The organism is Nocardia sp. NPDC050406, assembly GCF_044459025.1.
Lineage (GTDB): Bacteria > Actinomycetota > Actinomycetes > Mycobacteriales > Mycobacteriaceae > Nocardia.
Genome location: NZ_JBITIM010000003.1, coordinates 975184 through 991498 on the forward strand (window position 1 = coordinate 975184; position 16315 = coordinate 991498).

The 16315-nt window shown below is 68.0% G+C and carries 16 protein-coding genes; 8 read left to right on the top strand and 8 right to left on the bottom strand.

What is annotated here, in order from left to right:
- The first annotated feature begins 132 nt into the window (after positions 1–132).
- Together ACIBH2_RS27905 and ACIBH2_RS27910 are read left to right on the top strand one after the other, a co-directional pair.
- The gene (locus ACIBH2_RS27905) at positions 133–966 is read left to right on the top strand and encodes a crotonase/enoyl-CoA hydratase family protein (protein WP_397122642.1); all 834 of its coding nucleotides are present in this window, start codon (positions 133–135) and stop codon (positions 964–966) included.
- 243 nt (positions 967–1209) lie between these two features.
- On the top strand, positions 1210–2994 hold the full coding sequence (locus ACIBH2_RS27910) for an ABC transporter ATP-binding protein (RefSeq protein ID WP_397122643.1): 1785 nt from the start codon (positions 1210–1212) through the stop codon (positions 2992–2994).
- On the opposite strand, the gene ACIBH2_RS27915 is transcribed toward ACIBH2_RS27910, so the two are convergent.
- The 8 genes from ACIBH2_RS27915 to ACIBH2_RS27950 all read right to left on the bottom strand — a co-directional run bounded on the left by ACIBH2_RS27915 (position 2991) and on the right by ACIBH2_RS27950 (position 10161).
- Positions 2991–3758, bottom strand: coding sequence for an SDR family NAD(P)-dependent oxidoreductase (locus tag ACIBH2_RS27915; RefSeq protein ID WP_397122645.1), 768 nt, complete (start codon positions 3756–3758; stop codon positions 2991–2993). The genes ACIBH2_RS27910 and ACIBH2_RS27915 overlap by 4 nt on opposite strands.
- A 16-nt stretch (positions 3759–3774) precedes the next feature.
- Complete coding sequence (locus ACIBH2_RS27920) at positions 3775–4464, bottom strand: acetoacetate decarboxylase family protein (RefSeq protein WP_397122647.1); 690 nt, start codon at positions 4462–4464, stop codon at positions 3775–3777.
- Between the two features lie 83 nt (positions 4465–4547).
- Positions 4548–6155, bottom strand: coding sequence for an acyl-CoA synthetase (locus ACIBH2_RS27925; protein WP_397122649.1), 1608 nt, complete (start codon positions 6153–6155; stop codon positions 4548–4550).
- Positions 6156–6172: 17 nt separating this feature from the next.
- Positions 6173–7426 (bottom strand): hypothetical protein, encoded by a 1254-nt coding sequence (locus ACIBH2_RS27930; RefSeq protein ID WP_397122651.1) that lies wholly within the window; start codon positions 7424–7426, stop codon positions 6173–6175.
- Complete coding sequence (locus tag ACIBH2_RS27935; protein ID WP_397122653.1) at positions 7420–7968, bottom strand: nuclear transport factor 2 family protein; 549 nt, start codon at positions 7966–7968, stop codon at positions 7420–7422. Before ACIBH2_RS27935 ends, ACIBH2_RS27930 begins: the two co-directional genes overlap by 7 nt.
- Positions 7968–8177, bottom strand: coding sequence for a ferredoxin (locus ACIBH2_RS27940; protein WP_397122655.1), 210 nt, complete (start codon positions 8175–8177; stop codon positions 7968–7970). The genes ACIBH2_RS27935 and ACIBH2_RS27940 overlap by 1 nt, the downstream gene beginning before the upstream one ends.
- Positions 8177–8959 carry an SDR family oxidoreductase gene (locus ACIBH2_RS27945; protein WP_397122657.1) on the bottom strand — a complete coding sequence of 261 codons (783 nt, stop codon included), beginning with the start codon at positions 8957–8959 and terminating at the stop codon, positions 8177–8179. The genes ACIBH2_RS27940 and ACIBH2_RS27945 overlap by 1 nt, the downstream gene beginning before the upstream one ends.
- Positions 8959–10161 carry a cytochrome P450 gene (locus ACIBH2_RS27950; RefSeq protein ID WP_397122659.1) on the bottom strand — a complete coding sequence of 401 codons (1203 nt, stop codon included), beginning with the start codon at positions 10159–10161 and terminating at the stop codon, positions 8959–8961. The genes ACIBH2_RS27945 and ACIBH2_RS27950 overlap by 1 nt, the downstream gene beginning before the upstream one ends.
- Before the next feature lie 244 nt (positions 10162–10405).
- On the opposite strand from ACIBH2_RS27950, the gene ACIBH2_RS27955 reads away from it, so the two are divergent.
- Genes ACIBH2_RS27955 through ACIBH2_RS27980 form a run of 6 tightly spaced genes read left to right on the top strand, consistent with a single transcriptional unit; the run spans position 10406 to position 16246 of the window.
- Positions 10406–11875, top strand: coding sequence for an aldehyde dehydrogenase (locus ACIBH2_RS27955; RefSeq protein WP_397122661.1), 1470 nt, complete (start codon positions 10406–10408; stop codon positions 11873–11875).
- 11 nt (positions 11876–11886) lie between these two features.
- Positions 11887–12642 carry an SDR family oxidoreductase gene (locus ACIBH2_RS27960; RefSeq protein WP_397122663.1) on the top strand — a complete coding sequence of 252 codons (756 nt, stop codon included), beginning with the start codon at positions 11887–11889 and terminating at the stop codon, positions 12640–12642.
- Positions 12639–13514 (top strand): NAD(P)-dependent oxidoreductase, encoded by an 876-nt coding sequence (locus ACIBH2_RS27965; protein ID WP_397122665.1) that lies wholly within the window; start codon positions 12639–12641, stop codon positions 13512–13514. The genes ACIBH2_RS27960 and ACIBH2_RS27965 overlap by 4 nt, the downstream gene beginning before the upstream one ends.
- Positions 13511–13876 (top strand): carboxymuconolactone decarboxylase family protein, encoded by a 366-nt coding sequence (locus tag ACIBH2_RS27970; protein WP_397122667.1) that lies wholly within the window; start codon positions 13511–13513, stop codon positions 13874–13876. Before ACIBH2_RS27965 ends, ACIBH2_RS27970 begins: the two co-directional genes overlap by 4 nt.
- A 31-nt stretch (positions 13877–13907) precedes the next feature.
- Positions 13908–15380, top strand: coding sequence for an FAD-dependent oxidoreductase (locus ACIBH2_RS27975; RefSeq protein WP_397122669.1), 1473 nt, complete (start codon positions 13908–13910; stop codon positions 15378–15380).
- Between the two features lie 14 nt (positions 15381–15394).
- Entirely contained in the window at positions 15395–16246 is an 852-nt protein-coding gene (locus ACIBH2_RS27980; protein WP_397122671.1) for an LLM class F420-dependent oxidoreductase, read from the top strand.
- Positions 16247–16315: the final 69 nt, after the last annotated feature.

Sequence of the window (16315 nt, forward strand, 5' to 3'; positions counted from 1 at the left end):
TCTCCATTGCACTTTCCGCCCGTGACGGCGGTCACCATGTTCCAAACTAGAACACGTTATTGTTTAGGACAACGCCACCGGGTAACTTTGCCGCAGAATCCATGGCACCGGCAGAACGAAGAAGGGCCAACGATGACCACCGCAGCCGCTGAAACAGGTAGCAACACCGAGGGCACCGAGGAGCCGCACGCCCTCGTCGAACAGCGCGGCGCGACGCTGATCGTCACCATGAACCGCCCCAAGTCCCGCAATGCCCTCACCGGCGAGATGCTGTCGATCATGGCCGCGGCCTGGGAGCGCGTGGACAGCGATCCGGAGATCCGCTCGTGTGTGCTCACCGGCGCGGGCGGCTCGTTCTGCGCGGGCGCGGATCTGAAGAACATGGCCAAGTCCAGCCCGGGCGACAATATGACCGAGGGCAGCTCCTTCGACCCGACCCGCATGCCGGGCCTGCTCAAGGGCTACCGGCTGAGCAAGCCGCTGATCGCGGCCGTCGAGGGCCCGGCCATCGCGGGCGGTACCGAGATCTTGCAGGGCACCGATATTCGAATCGCCGGTGAGAGCGCGAAATTCGGTGTGTCCGAGGCGAAGTGGAGCCTGTTCCCGATGGGCGGCTCGGCGGTGCGGCTGCCGCGCCAGATTCCCTACACCGTGGCGGCGGAGCTGCTGCTGACCGGTCGGCACATCACCGCCGCCGAGGCGCTGAAGTTCGGACTGGTCGGGCATGTGGTGCCGGACGGCACCGCGCTGGACAAGGCCCTCGAGATCGCCGAGCTCATCAACAACAACGGCCCGCTGGCCGTGCAGGCGATTCTGAAGGTCATGCGCGACACCGAGGGCATGCACGAGGAAGAGGCCTTCAAGATCGACGCCAGGGTGGGCCTGCCGGTCTTCCGCAGCCAGGATGCCAAGGAGGGGCCGCGCGCCTTCGCCGAGAAGCGCAAGCCGAACTTCCAAGGCAAGTAAGGCAATTCGAACCTTTCAGGCGCACAGTCGATTTCGCGCCCGACCAGAACGGCTCCCACCCACACCGGGGTGGGAGCCGTTCGGCGTTTCCGGAGAAATTCGGTGGCCGGACGGCCCGGAAAAGAGGCAGCATGGGGGTTCCCCCTTTCACGTGTACGTCCCGGCCACCAAGCACACCGGGACGACGATCGGTGCTGCTCGACGGAGGGGGCTTGTGCTCGAACACGATTCGAGAGGAGGCGGATGGCTACCCGCGCAACCGCTGTCAGGCTCGCACTCCGCTACTACGGCCGGGAGCTGGCCCGGCGTCCCCGCTACGCCGTGCCCGCCATGCTCTCCCCGGCACTGGGCAATATCTGTCAGCTGTACCTCGCACCCCTGGTGGTGGCGAGCCTGGTCGGCCACGTGGTCGCGACCGGCGATGCGAGCGCCGAGGCCGTCACCCCGTACGTGCTCGGCTTCGCCGGATTGCTGCTGTGCTCGGAACTGTGCTGGCGCATCGGCATCCACTGCCTGAACCGCACCGACGCCTACGGCATCGAGAGCCTGTACGTGACGGCCATGGACGAGCTGCTCGCCCAGGACGCCGCGTTCTTCCACGACAATTTCGCCGGTTCGCTCACCAAGCGGGCGCACAGTTTCGCGGCGCGCTTCGAGCAGTTCGTGGACGCCCTGGTCTTCGAGGTGTCGGCCGCGCTGGTGCCGATCGGTTTCGCCTCGTTCATCCTGTGGCGTTACGACCCGCGGCTGGTGCTGGTCATGATCGGGCTGATCGTGCTGACCGGTCTGGTCATCACGCCGCTGGTGCGCCGCCGCCAGGTACTGGTGGACGAGCGCGAGGTCGCCATTGCCAAGGTGTCGGGGCATGTGGCCGACAGTCTGTCGAATATGCAGTCGGTGCGCGCCTTCGCGGCCGAGCCACAGGAGGCCGCCGAACACCGGGTCCGTGTCGCCGAACAGCGCCGCAAGTCGTTGCGGTCCTGGGATTACGCGAATCTGCGGATCGACACCCTGGTCGCGCCGCTGTTCGTGCTCACCAATGTGCTCGGCCTGCTGCTGGCGCTGCGGCTGGTGGGGCGCGGGGCGGGCGTCGAGGTGATCATCGTGGCCTTCACCTACTTCTGGAACGCCACCGGAATCATGTTCCAGTTCAACCAGATCTACCGGCGGCTGGAGAGTTCGATCACCGAGGCGGCGCAGTTCACCGAACTGCTGCTGACCAAGCCGACGGTCGTGGATCCGGTCGAACCGGAACCCTTGCGCCCCAAGGATTCCAGTGTGCGCTTCGAGCGGGTGGACTTCACCCACCCGGGCGCGCAGCCACTGTTCCGGGGCCTGGAGCTGGATGTGCCCGCGGGCACCCGGGTGGGCCTGGTCGGTCGCTCCGGCGGCGGCAAGACCACCATCACGCAGCTGCTGCTGCGCATGATGGATATCCAGGGCGGCGCGATTCGCATTGGCGGCCAGGATATTTCCCGAATGAAGCAGGCCGAGCTGCGCAGTCTGCTCGCCTACGTTCCGCAGGAACCGGCCATGTTCCACCGCAGCCTGCGGGAGAACATCCGCTTCGCGCGGCCGGAGGCCACCGATGAGGAGATCGTGCGCGCGGCCAAGGCGGCGCACGTCACCGAGTTCGCCGACTCCCTGCCCGAGGGTCTGGAGACGCTGGTCGGCGAGCGCGGCGTGAAGCTCTCCGGCGGGCAGCGCCAGCGCGTCGCCCTGGCCCGCGCCATCCTGCGCGACGCGCCCATCCTGGTGCTCGACGAGGCCACCAGCGCCCTCGACTCGGAGGGTGAGCTACTGGTCCAGCAGGCGCTGTGGGAGCTCATGGCCGACCGCACGGCCATTGTCGTCGCGCACCGGCTGAGCACGGTCGCGAGTATGGATCAGCTGGTGGTGCTGGACCGGGGCCGGGTGGTGGAGCAGGGCACGCACGCCGATCTGCTGCGCGCCGAGGGCACCTACGCCAAGCTCTGGCAGCACCAGTCCGGCGGATTCCTCGGGGAGGAGATCGCGGTAGGCGGCTAGACCGGCTTCACCTTGCTCTCGACCAACTTGCGCAGCAGGCCCGGGATGAAGCGGCGGGCGTAGTAGGTCGGCTTGGCCTGGCCGGGGAAGACGAACAGCGGATTCTTCGGCCGGGCCAGCGCCTTTTCGAGGGCGTCCACCACGTCCTCAGGGCTCATGCCGCCCTCGCCGCCGAGTACGGAGGCGTTCTCCTCGCGCACCTTGGTCAGGAACGGCGTCTCCACCATGGGCGGGCACAGCGCGAGCAGTCGCACGCCGCTGCCCTTCAGCTCGTAGGACAGGCTCTCCACGAATCCGACGACCGCGAACTTGGAGGCCGAGTAGCCCGCCATACCGGGCGAGGGCAGCCAGCCCGCGACCGAGGCGAACAGCACGATGGTGCCGGACCCCGCCTGCTTCATGGCCGGAATGATGGCCTGGCACATGTTCACGGTGCCGATGTAGTTGACGTCGATCATCTTCCGGATCTGCGCCACATCGTGGTCGAGCGCGGAGGCGTGCACATGGCACATACCGGCGGCGTGCACCACGTGGTCGAAGGCGCCCAGTTCGGCGCGCGCCTTCTCCACCACCGCGAACACCTGATCGGTATCGGAGACATCGCAGGTGTAGGTGTGCATGTTCGGCGAGCGCCGGGCGGTCTCGGCGAGGCCGTCGGCATTGAGGTCGAGCGCGGCCACGGTGTAGCCCGCGGCGGCCAGGCGCTGGGCGACGATGCGGCCCATACCGCTGGCCGCGCCGGTGACGAGTGCTGTCTTGGTCATCGAATCTCCCGGAGGGCTAGACCGCGGTGGCGTCGGCGAAAGTCATTCGCAGCGCACCGATTCGGCTGGAGAACAGGGCTGAGCGGGGCAGTCCGAGGGACCGCAGTTCGTCGGCGACGGGGTGGTCGCCGAGTTCGAGGCGGGCGCCGCCGGGACGCATGCGCACACCGCCCGGGTTCATGGCCCACGGCGTGCGGCGCAGCACGCCGTCGCGATAGGTGTAGGCGTCGATGGACGCCCCACCCGCGCCGCTGGGCGCGGGAAAGCCGTCGGATACCGTGAGCGACAGCACTTTTCGGCCGTCGACGGCGACCTCGCAGCGGTGGCCGCGCCGGGTGGGCGTGATGTCGATATCGGCCATCAGCTTGGGGAATCCCCACAGCTGCTGTCCGGCGGCGCAGGTGAAACTCTGATTCACCGGCAGCCAGTGGATGTAGGCGCCGGTGCTGCCTTTGCGGCCGGGCTGGCGGGCCATGAGCGAGAAGGCGAATTCGTGGTACGGGCCGAGATCGCCGTCCACATAACGCACGAAGGCGAGATTGCAGAAGGCGCGACCGAAGGCCGTGACCGGCTCCAGCCCGGTGGCGGCGAGCAGTACCCGGGCGGCTCCGGCATCGACGGGGAACAGCGCCGAGCTGGTATTCGCACTGCGGATCTCGACCGGCATCGTGACTTGCTCGCCGAGCACGGCGTGGGTCTCCACCATGGAGAAATTAGAACAGGTTCTCATAGCTTTCGTACAGGGTCCGGGACAGGAATCCCATTGATCGGGAGCTGGGGTGGACGGCCTCAGCCGACCACGTAGTCGGGGTCGTGGGAGGCCGCGTAGTCCTTGGCCCACCGGTAGTCCGGCTTACCGCTCGGGGTGCGGGAGACGGTGTCGGCGACCCAGATGCGGCGCGGCAGTTTGTATCCGGCCAGGTGAGCGCGGACGTGCCGCTCCAGCGCCGGGAAGTCGATCTCGCCGTCGGCGGTGGAGACCACGGCGGCGACCGTCTGCCCCCAGCGCTCGTGCGGGACGCCGATGACGACCACGTCGTACACCGACTCGTGGGCCTTCACAATGGCCTCGACCTCTTCGGCGAAGACCTTCTCGCCACCGGTATTGATCACCATATTGCCGCGGCCGATGAGGGTGACCGAGCCGTCCTCCTCCACCCGGGCGCGGTCGTCGGTGATGACCATGCGCACCCCGTCGACGGTGCGGAAGAGCTTGTCGGTCTTGGCCGGATCCTTGTAGTAGCCGAGGGGCACATTGCCGGTCTTGGCGACCCAGCCCTCACTGCCGGGCGGTACGGCGTGGCCGGTGTCGTCCACGACCACGGCACCGCGACCGACGCTCACTCGCGGGCCGCGCGCGGGATCGTCGTCCTTCTGCGCGAATCCGATTCCGCCGAAACCTGTTTCGGAGGAACCGATGGAGTCGGAGACCATCTTTCCCGGGAAGGTGGTGAGCAGTTCGTTCTTCACCGGCTGGGAGAGCAGCGCGGCGCCGGAGGCGATGACCCACAGCGCGGAGACGTCGGTGGGCGCGGCCCGGTAGGCGTCGATGAGCGGGCGCGCCATGGCGTCGCCGGTGATGACCAGCACCGAGGGCCGCTCCCGTTCCACCACCCGCCACACCCGCGCCGGATCGAAGCGCGGTTCGAAGACGACGGCATTGCCCGACCACAGCGCGGTGAAGGTGGGCATCATGGCGGCGGCGTGAATGAGCGGCGGCAGGATCAACCAGACGGCTTGATCACCCGCCGCGCCGGTGCGGGACTGCTGGTATTCGTCGGCGACGGGTTCGCCGGTGTAGAAGTCGATACCGCCGCCGAGCACCCGCCACATATCCTCCTGCCGCCACATGACGCCCTTGGGCAGTCCGGTGGTGCCGCCGGTGTACATCATGAACAGGTCGTCTGGGCTGCGCGGCCCGAAATCCCGGCTGGCGGAACCATTTTCGAGCGCCTGTTCGTAGGGAACCGAGGTCGATGCCAGCCACTCGCCGCCCTGGTCGTCCTCCACCACCAGGGCGTGCCGCAGCGTGGCGACCTGGGGCCGCACCTCCTCCACCTGCGGGGAGTAGCAGCGGTGGTGCACCACCATCTCCAGATCGGCGTTGTCGAAGACATAGCGCAGCTCGTCGACCCGATACCGGTAGTTGATATTGATGGGCACCGCGCGAATCTTGAAGCAGGCGAGGAGCGTTTCCATGGTCTCGAGGCTGTTGTGCATGAGGAAACCGATATGCGTGCCGGGACCGGCCCCGGCCGCGGCGAGGTGGTGGGCCAGTCGATTGGCACGGCGCTCGAGTTCGGCGAAGGTGAGCCGCCGATCGCCCTGGATGACGGCGACCCGGTCCGGCATGGCGTCGACGGAGTGCTCGAACAGGTCGGCGAAGGTGCACGCCATGGGATTTCGCTTTCTGACTACAGGACGGTGAGGGGTAGCGGGGTGCCGCGGTCGGCGAAGGTGAAGTTCGCGCCCGTGCTGAAACGGGTGATGGCGACCTCGGGCGCTTCGCGGAAAGGCTCTGGGGCCAGCGCGATCTCGACGCAGAGGCTGCGCTCGTCGACCTCGCGCAGCGTGGTGTGGAAGCGCGGGTCGACCGCGCGGGCCATGGCGTCGATGGGCGCGAGATGGTCGGGTGCGATGAGAGCGGGCCACGAGCCGTCGACGACCGCGTCGCAGTCGCGGCGCAGGCGCAGCTCGACCGTCTGCGCACCCGCGACGGACTCGACGGATACCTCGATATCGACATAGGCCATGGGATTCCAGGCCGGGTGCAGGCGCAGCACCTTGGCCAGCGCGGCGGCATCGTCGCCGAGATCCAGTGCGGCGCGCAGCCGTTCGGCGGTGAGCCCGGCTATGCCGGTGAACTGTTTGCGGGCGATGTCGAGCGCGGTGTCCGCATCGCCGCGCTCGGCCAGCGCGACACGGAAGCCGAGGGTGAGCAGATGCTGTTGCAGACACACCTCTTCGGCGATCCGCACGAGCGCACCGCGGGAGAAGTCTTCGAAGCGGATATCGCTGAGCAGCGGGCCCGAATAATCGTGCAGCCCCGGACCGTCGCGCTCGATCGGAGCCAGCTCGACCTGTGCGGCACGGGATTTCGCGACGATCTCCGCATTGCGCGGCGGTTCGGGCGGGGTGTTGGCCGGATCGATGGTGACCGTCCACGCGCACACCGGATGCCGGTCCGCCGGTACCCTCGGCGGCCGGTGAATCGGCCGCACCTGGATATGCGGATTCGTCGCCAGCGCGGTGGCGTCGAAGGTGGGGTCCTCGATGTGGTGGCACATGGCCACCACGTACTCCTCCCCCATCGGCTCCACATCCGCGAGCGCCCCGCAGTGGTCGAGCCGAAACTCCCCGTGGTCGTGGTCGATCACGGTGTAGCGGAAGTCCATGAACTGCGGCGGCGCGCCGATCTCCAGCTGCATGCCCTTGAACACCGTGTCCACGCCGTCACCGGAGATGTTCAGCGCCTGCCGCATGCGCCGGGTGTACACCGGACTGGCCAGCTGCCACTCCTCGATGGCCACGGCGGTCATACCCTCGCGCCCGAACGCCGCGATGGTGTGCGCCATACCGGAGCGGTCGATGAGGTGCCCGCACAGCAGCAGTTCGGGCACCAGGACGGCCAGCTCCGCGCGGGACAGGCTGTCGTAACGACTCACCACTGCGGAACCGGCCCCTTTCCGACGGGATACCAGCCGGGCAGCGGTTCACCGGAGACCGAGCGCTCGATGCGCTTCTGCATTCCCGGCGAGAGCGCATTGTCCGTCATCATCTCGACGAACAGCGCGGTGACATTGCCGAAGTCGAAAAAGTCGCGCTGCCACGACCATTGGAAGTTCCCGGCGTAGCGGAACCAGCTGCCGCCGATGCCCTGCGGGCTGTAGGGCGTGCCGTCGGCGCGGTGCTTCTCGTTCACCTGTTTCCAGAATCCGATGACGCTGCCGCTGCGGTCGTCGACCACGAATTCCTGATACGGATAGGTCCACCCTTCGAGGCCGAACATCTCCTGTCCGAGCGCGATATCGCGAATCTCGTCGCGGCCGACGGCCATGAACTCCTGCTGCGGACCGTAGTTCCAGCCGTAGGTGGCGTCCTCGGTGTAGAAGTGCGCCAACGGTTTCCAGTCGCCGAGCGCTTCGCAGCGTTTGTTCTCCTCTTCCCAGCGCTGGACCATTTCATCGAGTTCTTCACGGGGAAAAGTCATTACGACTCCTTCTCGGCTTCGTCGTCCACGAGGGACAGCGCCTGGGTGGGGCAGTAGCGGACGGCCAGACGGGCCGCCTCCAGATCGGTGCCCGGGTCGGCGCGCAGAATCCGCACCTGACCCGTTTTGGGCACCTCGAAGAGTTCGGGGGCCTCGTCTTGGCAGACGGCATGGCCCTGACAGAGGTCGAGATCGACAACGAGACGCATTACGGTGTCTCCTTCAGCGGTGCTTCCGGCTGCACCTCCACGAGCACCAGATGCGCACCGCGCGGCGTGGCTACGACGGCGGCCACGGCGGCGGCGATATCGGCGGCGCGCAGGAAGTGCGGGTGCCGGGCGAAACCCCATTTCTCCCAGTCCTCGAGCAGCGGACCCACCACCTCGGGGGTGGCGTTCATTCCCATGCCGGTGAGGGTCTGGCCGGGCCGCACCACCGAGGCGCGCACGCCGGTGCCCTCCAGCTCCATGCGCATCTGCCGCGCCAGGGCTTCCACGCCGACCTTGGCGGCGTTGTAGGCGGCCATGCCGGGGCGCGGGCGGTCGGCGCAGTCGGAGCCGATGACGATGAAATCGCCGCGCTGGCGGTCGATCATGCCGGGCAGCAGCCGGTGCGCCAGCCGCTGCGCGCCGCCGAGGTGCACCCGCAGCTGCTGGTCGAAGACATCCGGGTCGATGGTGTGCGCCTGACCGAATTCGAGGTCACCGGCGCCGGAGACGACGATTTCGATGGGCCCCAACGCCTTTTCGGCGGCGGTCACGAATTCGTCCACCGAGGCTCCGTCGGTGACGTCGAGCCGGTACGCGAAGGCCTCGCCGCCCTCGGCGCGAATCTTTCCGGCCAATTCCTCGCACTGCTCCACGCGGCGCGCGCCCAGCGCCACGGGATAGCCCAGTTCGGCGAGGGTCACGCCCGTGGCCGCGCCGATGCCGGAGGAGGCCCCGGCGATCAGCACCGGTCGGCGCGCGGGATGGGAGGGAAACCGTGGCATTACCGAACCTCCACCGAGACAGGCAGTTTCGCGAAACCGCGCACATTGATCGAGTGCACGCGCGCGCAGCCGGACTCGTCCACCCGATAGTCACGGACCCGAGTCGCGAACTCCCCCAACACGATTTCGGCCTCGAGCCGCGCCAGATGCGCGCCCAGGCAGAAGTGCACCCCACGGCCGAAGCTGATCAGCCCGCCCTTGTCGGTGCGCTCGATATCGTAGGAATCCGGGTGGTGGAAGATGGCGTCGTCGCGATTGGCGGCACCCAGGAGCAGCAGCACCTTGGCGCCCTCGGGAATGGTGCCGCCGGAGAAACTCAGCTCCTCCGTGGCGGTGCGAGCCAGAATCTGGGTGGAGGCGTCGTAGCGCAGGGTCTCCTCCACCCAGTCGCTCACCAGCTCCGGATGCGCGACGACCTTGGCGTACTGCTCAGGATTGCGGCCCGCCCAATACAGGGCATTGCCAAGAAGTTTGGTGGTGGTCTCATTGCCCGCCACCACCATGAGGAACATGAAGCCGATGATCTCGTTGTCGGTGAGCCGGTCCCCGTCGGCGTCGGCGTCGAGCAGCGCCGAGGTCAGGTCCTCGGTGCGGGAGCGGCGGCGGTCGGCGACCATCTCGGCGTAGTACCCGGCCAGGTGCATCGCGGCCTCCATGGCCGGTACCGGGATATCGAGCATCCCCTCCTCACGGTGCACGAGCAGGTCGGCCATGCGCCGGATCTCGGCGCGGTCGGCCTCCGGGACGCCGAGCAGTTCGGAGATGACATCCATGGGGAGTTTGCCCGCGACATCGTCGATCCAGTCGAAATCGCCTCGGACGAGCGCGGGTTCGAGGTGGCGCAGCGTGATTTCCCGTATGCGGTCGCGCATCTCGCTGACTCGGCGCGGCGTGAAGCCCTGATAGACGAGCTTGCGCAGCCGCAGGTGCTCGGGATCGTCCATGGCCAGGAAGGACATGGTGCGATGCGCGTGCGGCCCCCAGGCGGCCGGATCGAGGGAGACCCCGTTGGCGCTGGAGAGCCGAATATTGTCGCGGAATCCGGCGGCGACGTCGGCGTGCCTGGACAGTGCCCAGAAGCCGAGGTCGGGATTGTGGTAGAGCGGCGCTTCGGTGCGCAGGCGCTGGTAGAGCGGGTACGGGTCCTCGTGGACCGCGTAGTCGTAGGGGTCGAAGAGCAGCGGTTCCAGAGCGGCGGTCATCGCATGCACCTCGGATTCGAGAACGCGTTCACCGGCCGTGACCGGCGTCCGACCGCCATGGAAGACACATAGCTGGACATGTGTCTGTACGGTACTGGAGCGGTTCGTCGCTGACAACGGATTGTCGGTTTTCGGTGGAAATGAAATCCCCGCGAGCAGCCGCCATACTGAAACAGGTTCTTGCGCGCCCCAGAGCTCCGAAGCTATGGTCCGTACACGTGTCCAGACAGCAGAGGAGCTACGGATGAACGGTCTCGTCCCCCACGGTGGTTCACAGCTGCTGATCGGCGGAAAACTGGTGCCGGGCGGTGCGGGCGTCTTCAACACCGCCAATCCGGCCACGGGCGAAACGCTCGGCTCGGCCGCCAATGCCGACACCTCGGATATGGACGCCGCCATCGCCGCCGCGCGCACCGCCTTCGACACCACCGACTGGTCGCGCGATCACGCCTTCCGCGCCCGGTGCCTGCGGCAGCTGCGCGACGCGCTGCGCGGGCACATCGACGAATTGCGCGAACTCACCATCGCCGAGGTGGGCGCGCCGCGCATGCTGACCAGCGGGCCGCAGCTGGAGGGGCCGGTCGGCGACCTCGGCTGGTTCGCGGACCTGGCCGAGAACTATTCGTGGGAAACCGATCTCGGGGTCGCCGAGCCCATGGGCATCAAGAGCGCCCGGCGGGTGCGGCGCGAGCCCATCGGCGTGGTCGGCGCGATCACGCCGTGGAATTTCCCGCATCAGATCAATTTCGCCAAGCTCGGCCCCGCGCTGGCGGCCGGGACCACCGTGGTGCTCAAACCGGCTCCCGATACGCCGTGGTGCGCGGCGGTGGTGGGTCGAATCATCGCCGAGGAGACCGATATTCCGGCCGGGGTGGTGAATATCGTGACCTCGGACGACCACGCGCTGGGGACGCAGTTGGTCGCGGACCCGCGCGTGGACATGATCTCGTTCACCGGGTCCACCCAGACCGGCCGGGCCGTCATGGCCACCGCCGCGGCGTCTTTGAAGAAGGTGTTCCTCGAGCTCGGCGGAAAATCGGCGTTCATCGTGCTCGACGACGCGGATATTCGCGCGGCGGTGAGTTACGCGGCCTTCGGCGTGTGTGTGCACGCGGGGCAGGGCTGCGCGATCAGCACACGGCTGCTGGTGCCGCGCGAATCCTACGACCAGGCCGTCAAAGCCGCGGCGCGGACCCTCGGCGGTATCGCGCCCGGCGACCCATCGAACCCCGGAACCATTTGCGGGCCTTTGATTTCCGAGCGCCAACGCGACCGCGTGGAGCGCTATCTCGACCTCGCGCGCGCCGAGGGCGGCACCATCGTCACCGGTGGCGGCCGACCCGAGAGCGCCGCGGGCGGCTACTACATCGAACCCACTCTCATCGCGGGCCTGGCGAATTCGGCCACCGTGGCGCAGGAGGAGATCTTCGGCCCGGTGCTGGTGATCATTCCGCACGACGGCGACGAGGACGCGATTCGCCTCGCCAACGACTCCCCCTACGGTCTGTCCGGCTCGGTGTGGGGCACCGACACCGAGCGGATTCGCCGCGTGGTGGAGGGTGTGCGCACCGGCACGCTGAGCGTGAACGGCGGGGTCTGGTACTCGGCCGACGCGCCGTTCGGCGGGTACAAGCAGTCCGGAATCGGACGGGAGATGGGTGTGGCCGGGTTCGAGGAATACACCGAGACCAAATTGATCGCGACCGGCTGCTGAGGAGTACGAATATGGCCCGCTTCACTGGAAAATCCGCCATTGTCACCGGAGCCGCGCAGGGCATCGGCGCGGCCTACGCGCAAGCCCTCGCGGCGGAGGGCGCGAAAGTCGTTGTCGCGGACCTCAACAGCGAGCGCGGCGAGGAGGTGGTCAAGCAGATCACCGCCGACGGCGGCACCGCCGTATTCCGGCGGGTGGATGTCTCCGATCCCGAATCGGCTTCGGCCGCCGCGGAATTCACCGTCGCCGAATTCGGCGGCATCGACCACCTGGTCAACAATGCCGCCATCTACGGCGATATGAAGCTCGACCTGCTGCTCACCGTGCCGTGGGACTACTACAAGAAGTTCATGGGCGTGAACCTCGACGGCGCGCTCAATATGACGCGCGCGGTGTGGCAGCCCATGTCGAAGGGTGGCGGCGGGTCGATCGTGAACCAATCCTCCACGGCGGCATGGACGTACTCGGGCTTCTACGGTCTGGCCAAGGTCGGCGTCAACGGCCTCACCCAGCAGCTCGCCCACGAACTGGGCGGCTCCAAGATTCGCATCAATGCCATCGCGCCCGGACCGATCGACACCGAGGCGACCCGAAATGTGGTGCCCGGCAATATCGTCGACACCATGGTGCAGCAGCAGTTGGCGATCAAACGCCTCGGTACGCCCGAGGATCTGGTGGGCGCCTGCCTGTACCTGCTCTCCGACGACGCCAAGTGGGTCACCGGGCAGATTCTGAATGTCGATGGCGGACAGGTCTTCCGATCGTGAGCGAATTCTCGGTGGGGTTCATCGGCCTGGGCAATATGGGCGGCCCCATGGCACAGCGGCTGCTGGAGTGGCCGGGCGGGCTCGTGGTCTGCGATACCCGCCCCGAAGTCCTGGAGCCCTTCACCACCGGCGGGGCGAGTTCGGCCGCGACCGCCGCGGAGGTGGCCGAGCGCTGTGCGGTGGTGTCGGTGGCCGTACTCGACGACGCGCAGGTGCGTTCGGTGGTCACGGGTCCGAACGGAGTACTCCAGACCGCGAAGCCGGGGACCGTCATCGCGGTGCACTCCACCATCGCCGACGGCACGGCGGTGGAACTCGCGGCCGAATGTGCCGAGCGCGGTGTGGAATTCGTGGACGCGCCGGTCAGCGGCGGGGCTCCGGCGGCCAAGCGCGGCGCGTTGGCGGTGATGGTCGGCGGCTCCGACGACGCCTTCGCCACCGTGCGCGCGCCGTTCGAGCTGTGGGCCTCGCTCATCGTGCACGCGGGTGCGGTCGGCGCGGGCACGCGCATGAAGCTGGCGCGCAATCTGTTGCATTTCATCGCGTTCACCGCCGCCGCCGAGGCGCAGCGGCTGGCGGAGGCGGCCGAGCTGGACATCACCGAACTCGGCAAGGTGGTACGGCACTCCGACGCGCACACCGGCGGTGCGGGCTCGATCATGTTGCGCGACACCACCGCGCCCGTGCGCGAGGACGACTTCTGGTTCCCCATCCTCAGCCATGTGCGCGATCTGGGCGAGAAGGACCTCTCGCTCGCCCTCGACCTGGGTCGTCGCCTCGGAGTCGAGCTGCCGCTGGCGCGGCGCGCGCTGGGCGATCTCGGGCCGGGACTCGGTGTGGGACAGGGACATATCTCCAAGGAGCAGGCATGACCGATGAGCGCCGCGAACGCGGACTGAAGAAGATGTCCGAGGTCTACGGCTGGGAGTTCCAGGACGGGCCCGGTGAGCACTTCGCGGTCACCGCCGATCACCTCTTCGCCGATATCTGGTCGCGCCCAGGGCTTTCCATTCGCGATCGGCGGCTGCTGCTGATCGGCGCGCTGACCGCGCAGGGACTGTTCGACATCGCGGAGATCCAGATCGGCGCGGCCCTGCGCAACGAGGAGCTCGACGAGGAACAGCTGCGCGAGATCGCGCTGTTCCTGTGCCACTACGTGGGCTGGCCCGCGGGGACCACCCTCGACCAGAAGGTCGGCAAGGTCGTCGCGCAGGAAAAGAAGAACCGCAAGTAATCCCCTTCACCAGTGAGGAATTCGAAGAACCATGGCCGAAACCGCAAGCGTGCGACCACTCCGGGCCAGTGAGGTGCAGAACTGGGACCAGACCGCCGATGTGGTCGTGGTCGGCTTCGGCGTCGCCGGGGCCTGCGCCGCCATCGAGGCCGCCCGGGCCGGGGCCGACACCCTGGTGCTGGAGCGCACCGGCGGCTGGGGCGGCGCGGCCGCCATGTCGGGTGGCTTCATCTACCTCGGTGGCGGCACCGGGTTGCAGAAGGCGCTGGGTTTCTCCGACACCCCGGAGAACATGGAGAAGTTCCTCACCGCGGCGCTGGGCCCGGGCGTGGACAAGGCCAAGATCCACGATTACTGCCAGGGCAGCGTGGAGCACTACGACTGGCTGGTCGCCCAGGGCGTGCCGTTCAAGGAGGAGTTCTGGGGCGAGCCCGGCTACGAGCCGCCCGCCGACCAGGGCCTGATGTACTCCGGCGGCGAGAACGCCGCGCCGTTCAACACCATTGCCGATCCCGCGCCGCGCGGCCACCTCGCCTGGACCAAGGACAAGAAGCTCGGCGAGAAGGGCGGCGGCTACATGCTCATGGAGCCGCTCGCCCAGACCGCCGAAAAGCTGGGTGTGCGACACGAATACGACGTGCGGCTGCGGCGGCTGGTGGTCGACGACTCCGGCCGCGTGGTCGGCGTGGCCGCCACCCGCTACGGCAAACCGGTGTACGTGCGCGCCGAGCGCGGCGTGGTGCTGGCGACCGGCAGCTTCGCCTACGAGCACGAGATGGTGGAGCGGTTCGCGCCCAAGATCTTCGGCCGCCCCGCCGCCACGGTGGAGGAGCACGACGGCATCGGCATCAAGGTCGCGCAGGCGCTCGGCGCGGATCTGGCCCATATGGACGCCACCGAGGTCGCGCTGATCGTCGACCCGCAGGTGGCGGTGCGCGGCATTCTCGTCAACGGGCGCGGCCAGCGCTTCATCACCGAGGACACCTACCCGGGCCGCATGGGCCAGGCGGTGCTCCAGGACCAGGACAACCAGGCGTACCTGATCATCGACGAGGCCGCGTTGGAGGAGGCGTTCGAGACGCAGTCCTCCATGTCGTTCCTGCGCATCGCGCCGACCTGGGTGGGCGAGACGGTGGCCGAACTCGAGAGCGATATGGGGCTGCCGGAGAACACGCTGCAGGCCACCATCGATCTCTACAACCACCACGCCGAGAAGGGTGAGGACCCCTACCTGCACAAGAAGCCGGAGTGGGTGAAGCCCATCGGCACCCCGCTGGGCGCGTACGACTTGCGCGGGTACACCGGCGGTTTCACGTTGGGCGGGCTGCGCACCGATCTGGATTCGCGGGTACTGCACGTGGACGGCGAGGCGATTCCGGGGCTGTACGCGGCGGGCCGAGTCACCTCCGGAATCTGCGCGGGCGGCTACGCCTCGGGTTGTTCACTGGGTGACGGCAGCTTCTACGGCCGACGCGCGGGCGTCTCCGCCGCCAAGGGCAACTGAAAGGGTTGGCGCACATGCGTTTCGGCATCGTCCTGTTCACCAGCGATCGGGGTATCGCGCCCGCGGCCGCCGCCAAGGCCGCCGAGGAGCGCGGCTTCGAGTCGTTCTTCGTGCCCGAGCACACCCACATTCCGGTGAAAAGGGAAGCGGCGCATCCGCTCACGGGCGGGGCCGATCTGCCGGACGACCGCTACGCGCGCACCCTCGACCCCTGGGTGGCGCTGGCCACCGCGGCGGCGGTGACCTCGCGCATCGAACTCGCCACGGCGGTGGCGCTGCCCACCGAGAGCGACTGCATCACCCTCGCCAAGACCATCGCCTCGCTGGACCACCTCTCCGGCGGGCGGGTCACCCTCGGGGCCGGATTCGGTTGGAACACCGATGAACTCACCGACCACGGCGTGCCCGGAAACAAGCGGCGGACGGTGCTGCGGGAGTACGTTGAGGCGATGCGGGCGCTGTGGACGCAAGAGGAGGCGAGCTACTCCGGTGACTTCGTCTCGTTCGGGCCGAGTTGGGCCTACCCCAAACCGGCGCAGGCCCATGTGCCGGTGCTCATCGGCGCGGGCGGCACCGAGAAGACGTTCAAGTGGATCGCCCGCTCCGGGGACGGCTGGATCACCACGCCGTACGAATCGGATGTGCAGGCCTCCACGGCGCTGCTCATGAAGTGCTGGCAGGAGGCCGGGCGCGCGGGCACCCCGCGGGTGGTGGCCCTCGACTACAAGCCGGATCCGGAGAAGCTGTCCCGCTGGGCCGATGCGGGCGTCACCGACGTGCTGTACGGCCTGCCGGACAAATCCGAGGACGAGGTCTTCGCCTACCTCGACCGGCTCGCCGCCAAACTCGAGGCGTTGCCGAAATAGTGGCGTGCACCGACCGGCCGCACCCGCTCGGGTGCGGCCGGTCCGCCCCTTTGTTCCCCTGATTCGAAA

Excerpts from the sequence above, each read along its gene's own strand:
- ACIBH2_RS27975 (WP_397122669.1), top strand. The coding sequence starts at position 13,908 with ATGGCCGAAACCGCAAGCGTGCGACCACTCCGGGCCAGTGAGGTGCAG.
- ACIBH2_RS27905 (WP_397122642.1), top strand. The coding sequence starts at position 133 with ATGACCACCGCAGCCGCTGAAACAGGTAGCAACACCGAGGGCACCGAG.
- ACIBH2_RS27955 (WP_397122661.1), top strand. The coding sequence starts at position 10,406 with ATGAACGGTCTCGTCCCCCACGGTGGTTCACAGCTGCTGATCGGCGGA.
- ACIBH2_RS27945 (WP_397122657.1), bottom strand. The coding sequence starts at position 8,959 with ATGCCACGGTTTCCCTCCCATCCCGCGCGCCGACCGGTGCTGATCGCC.
- ACIBH2_RS27920 (WP_397122647.1), bottom strand. The coding sequence starts at position 4,464 with ATGGTGGAGACCCACGCCGTGCTCGGCGAGCAAGTCACGATGCCGGTC.
- ACIBH2_RS27950 (WP_397122659.1), bottom strand. The coding sequence starts at position 10,161 with ATGACCGCCGCTCTGGAACCGCTGCTCTTCGACCCCTACGACTACGCG.
- ACIBH2_RS27915 (WP_397122645.1), bottom strand. The coding sequence starts at position 3,758 with ATGACCAAGACAGCACTCGTCACCGGCGCGGCCAGCGGTATGGGCCGC.
- ACIBH2_RS27940 (WP_397122655.1), bottom strand. The coding sequence starts at position 8,177 with ATGCGTCTCGTTGTCGATCTCGACCTCTGTCAGGGCCATGCCGTCTGC.
- ACIBH2_RS27980 (WP_397122671.1), top strand. The coding sequence starts at position 15,395 with ATGCGTTTCGGCATCGTCCTGTTCACCAGCGATCGGGGTATCGCGCCC.
- ACIBH2_RS27910 (WP_397122643.1), top strand. The coding sequence starts at position 1,210 with ATGGCTACCCGCGCAACCGCTGTCAGGCTCGCACTCCGCTACTACGGC.
- ACIBH2_RS27935 (WP_397122653.1), bottom strand. The coding sequence starts at position 7,968 with ATGACTTTTCCCCGTGAAGAACTCGATGAAATGGTCCAGCGCTGGGAA.
- ACIBH2_RS27925 (WP_397122649.1), bottom strand. The coding sequence starts at position 6,155 with ATGGCGTGCACCTTCGCCGACCTGTTCGAGCACTCCGTCGACGCCATG.
- ACIBH2_RS27960 (WP_397122663.1), top strand. The coding sequence starts at position 11,887 with ATGGCCCGCTTCACTGGAAAATCCGCCATTGTCACCGGAGCCGCGCAG.
- ACIBH2_RS27970 (WP_397122667.1), top strand. The coding sequence starts at position 13,511 with ATGACCGATGAGCGCCGCGAACGCGGACTGAAGAAGATGTCCGAGGTC.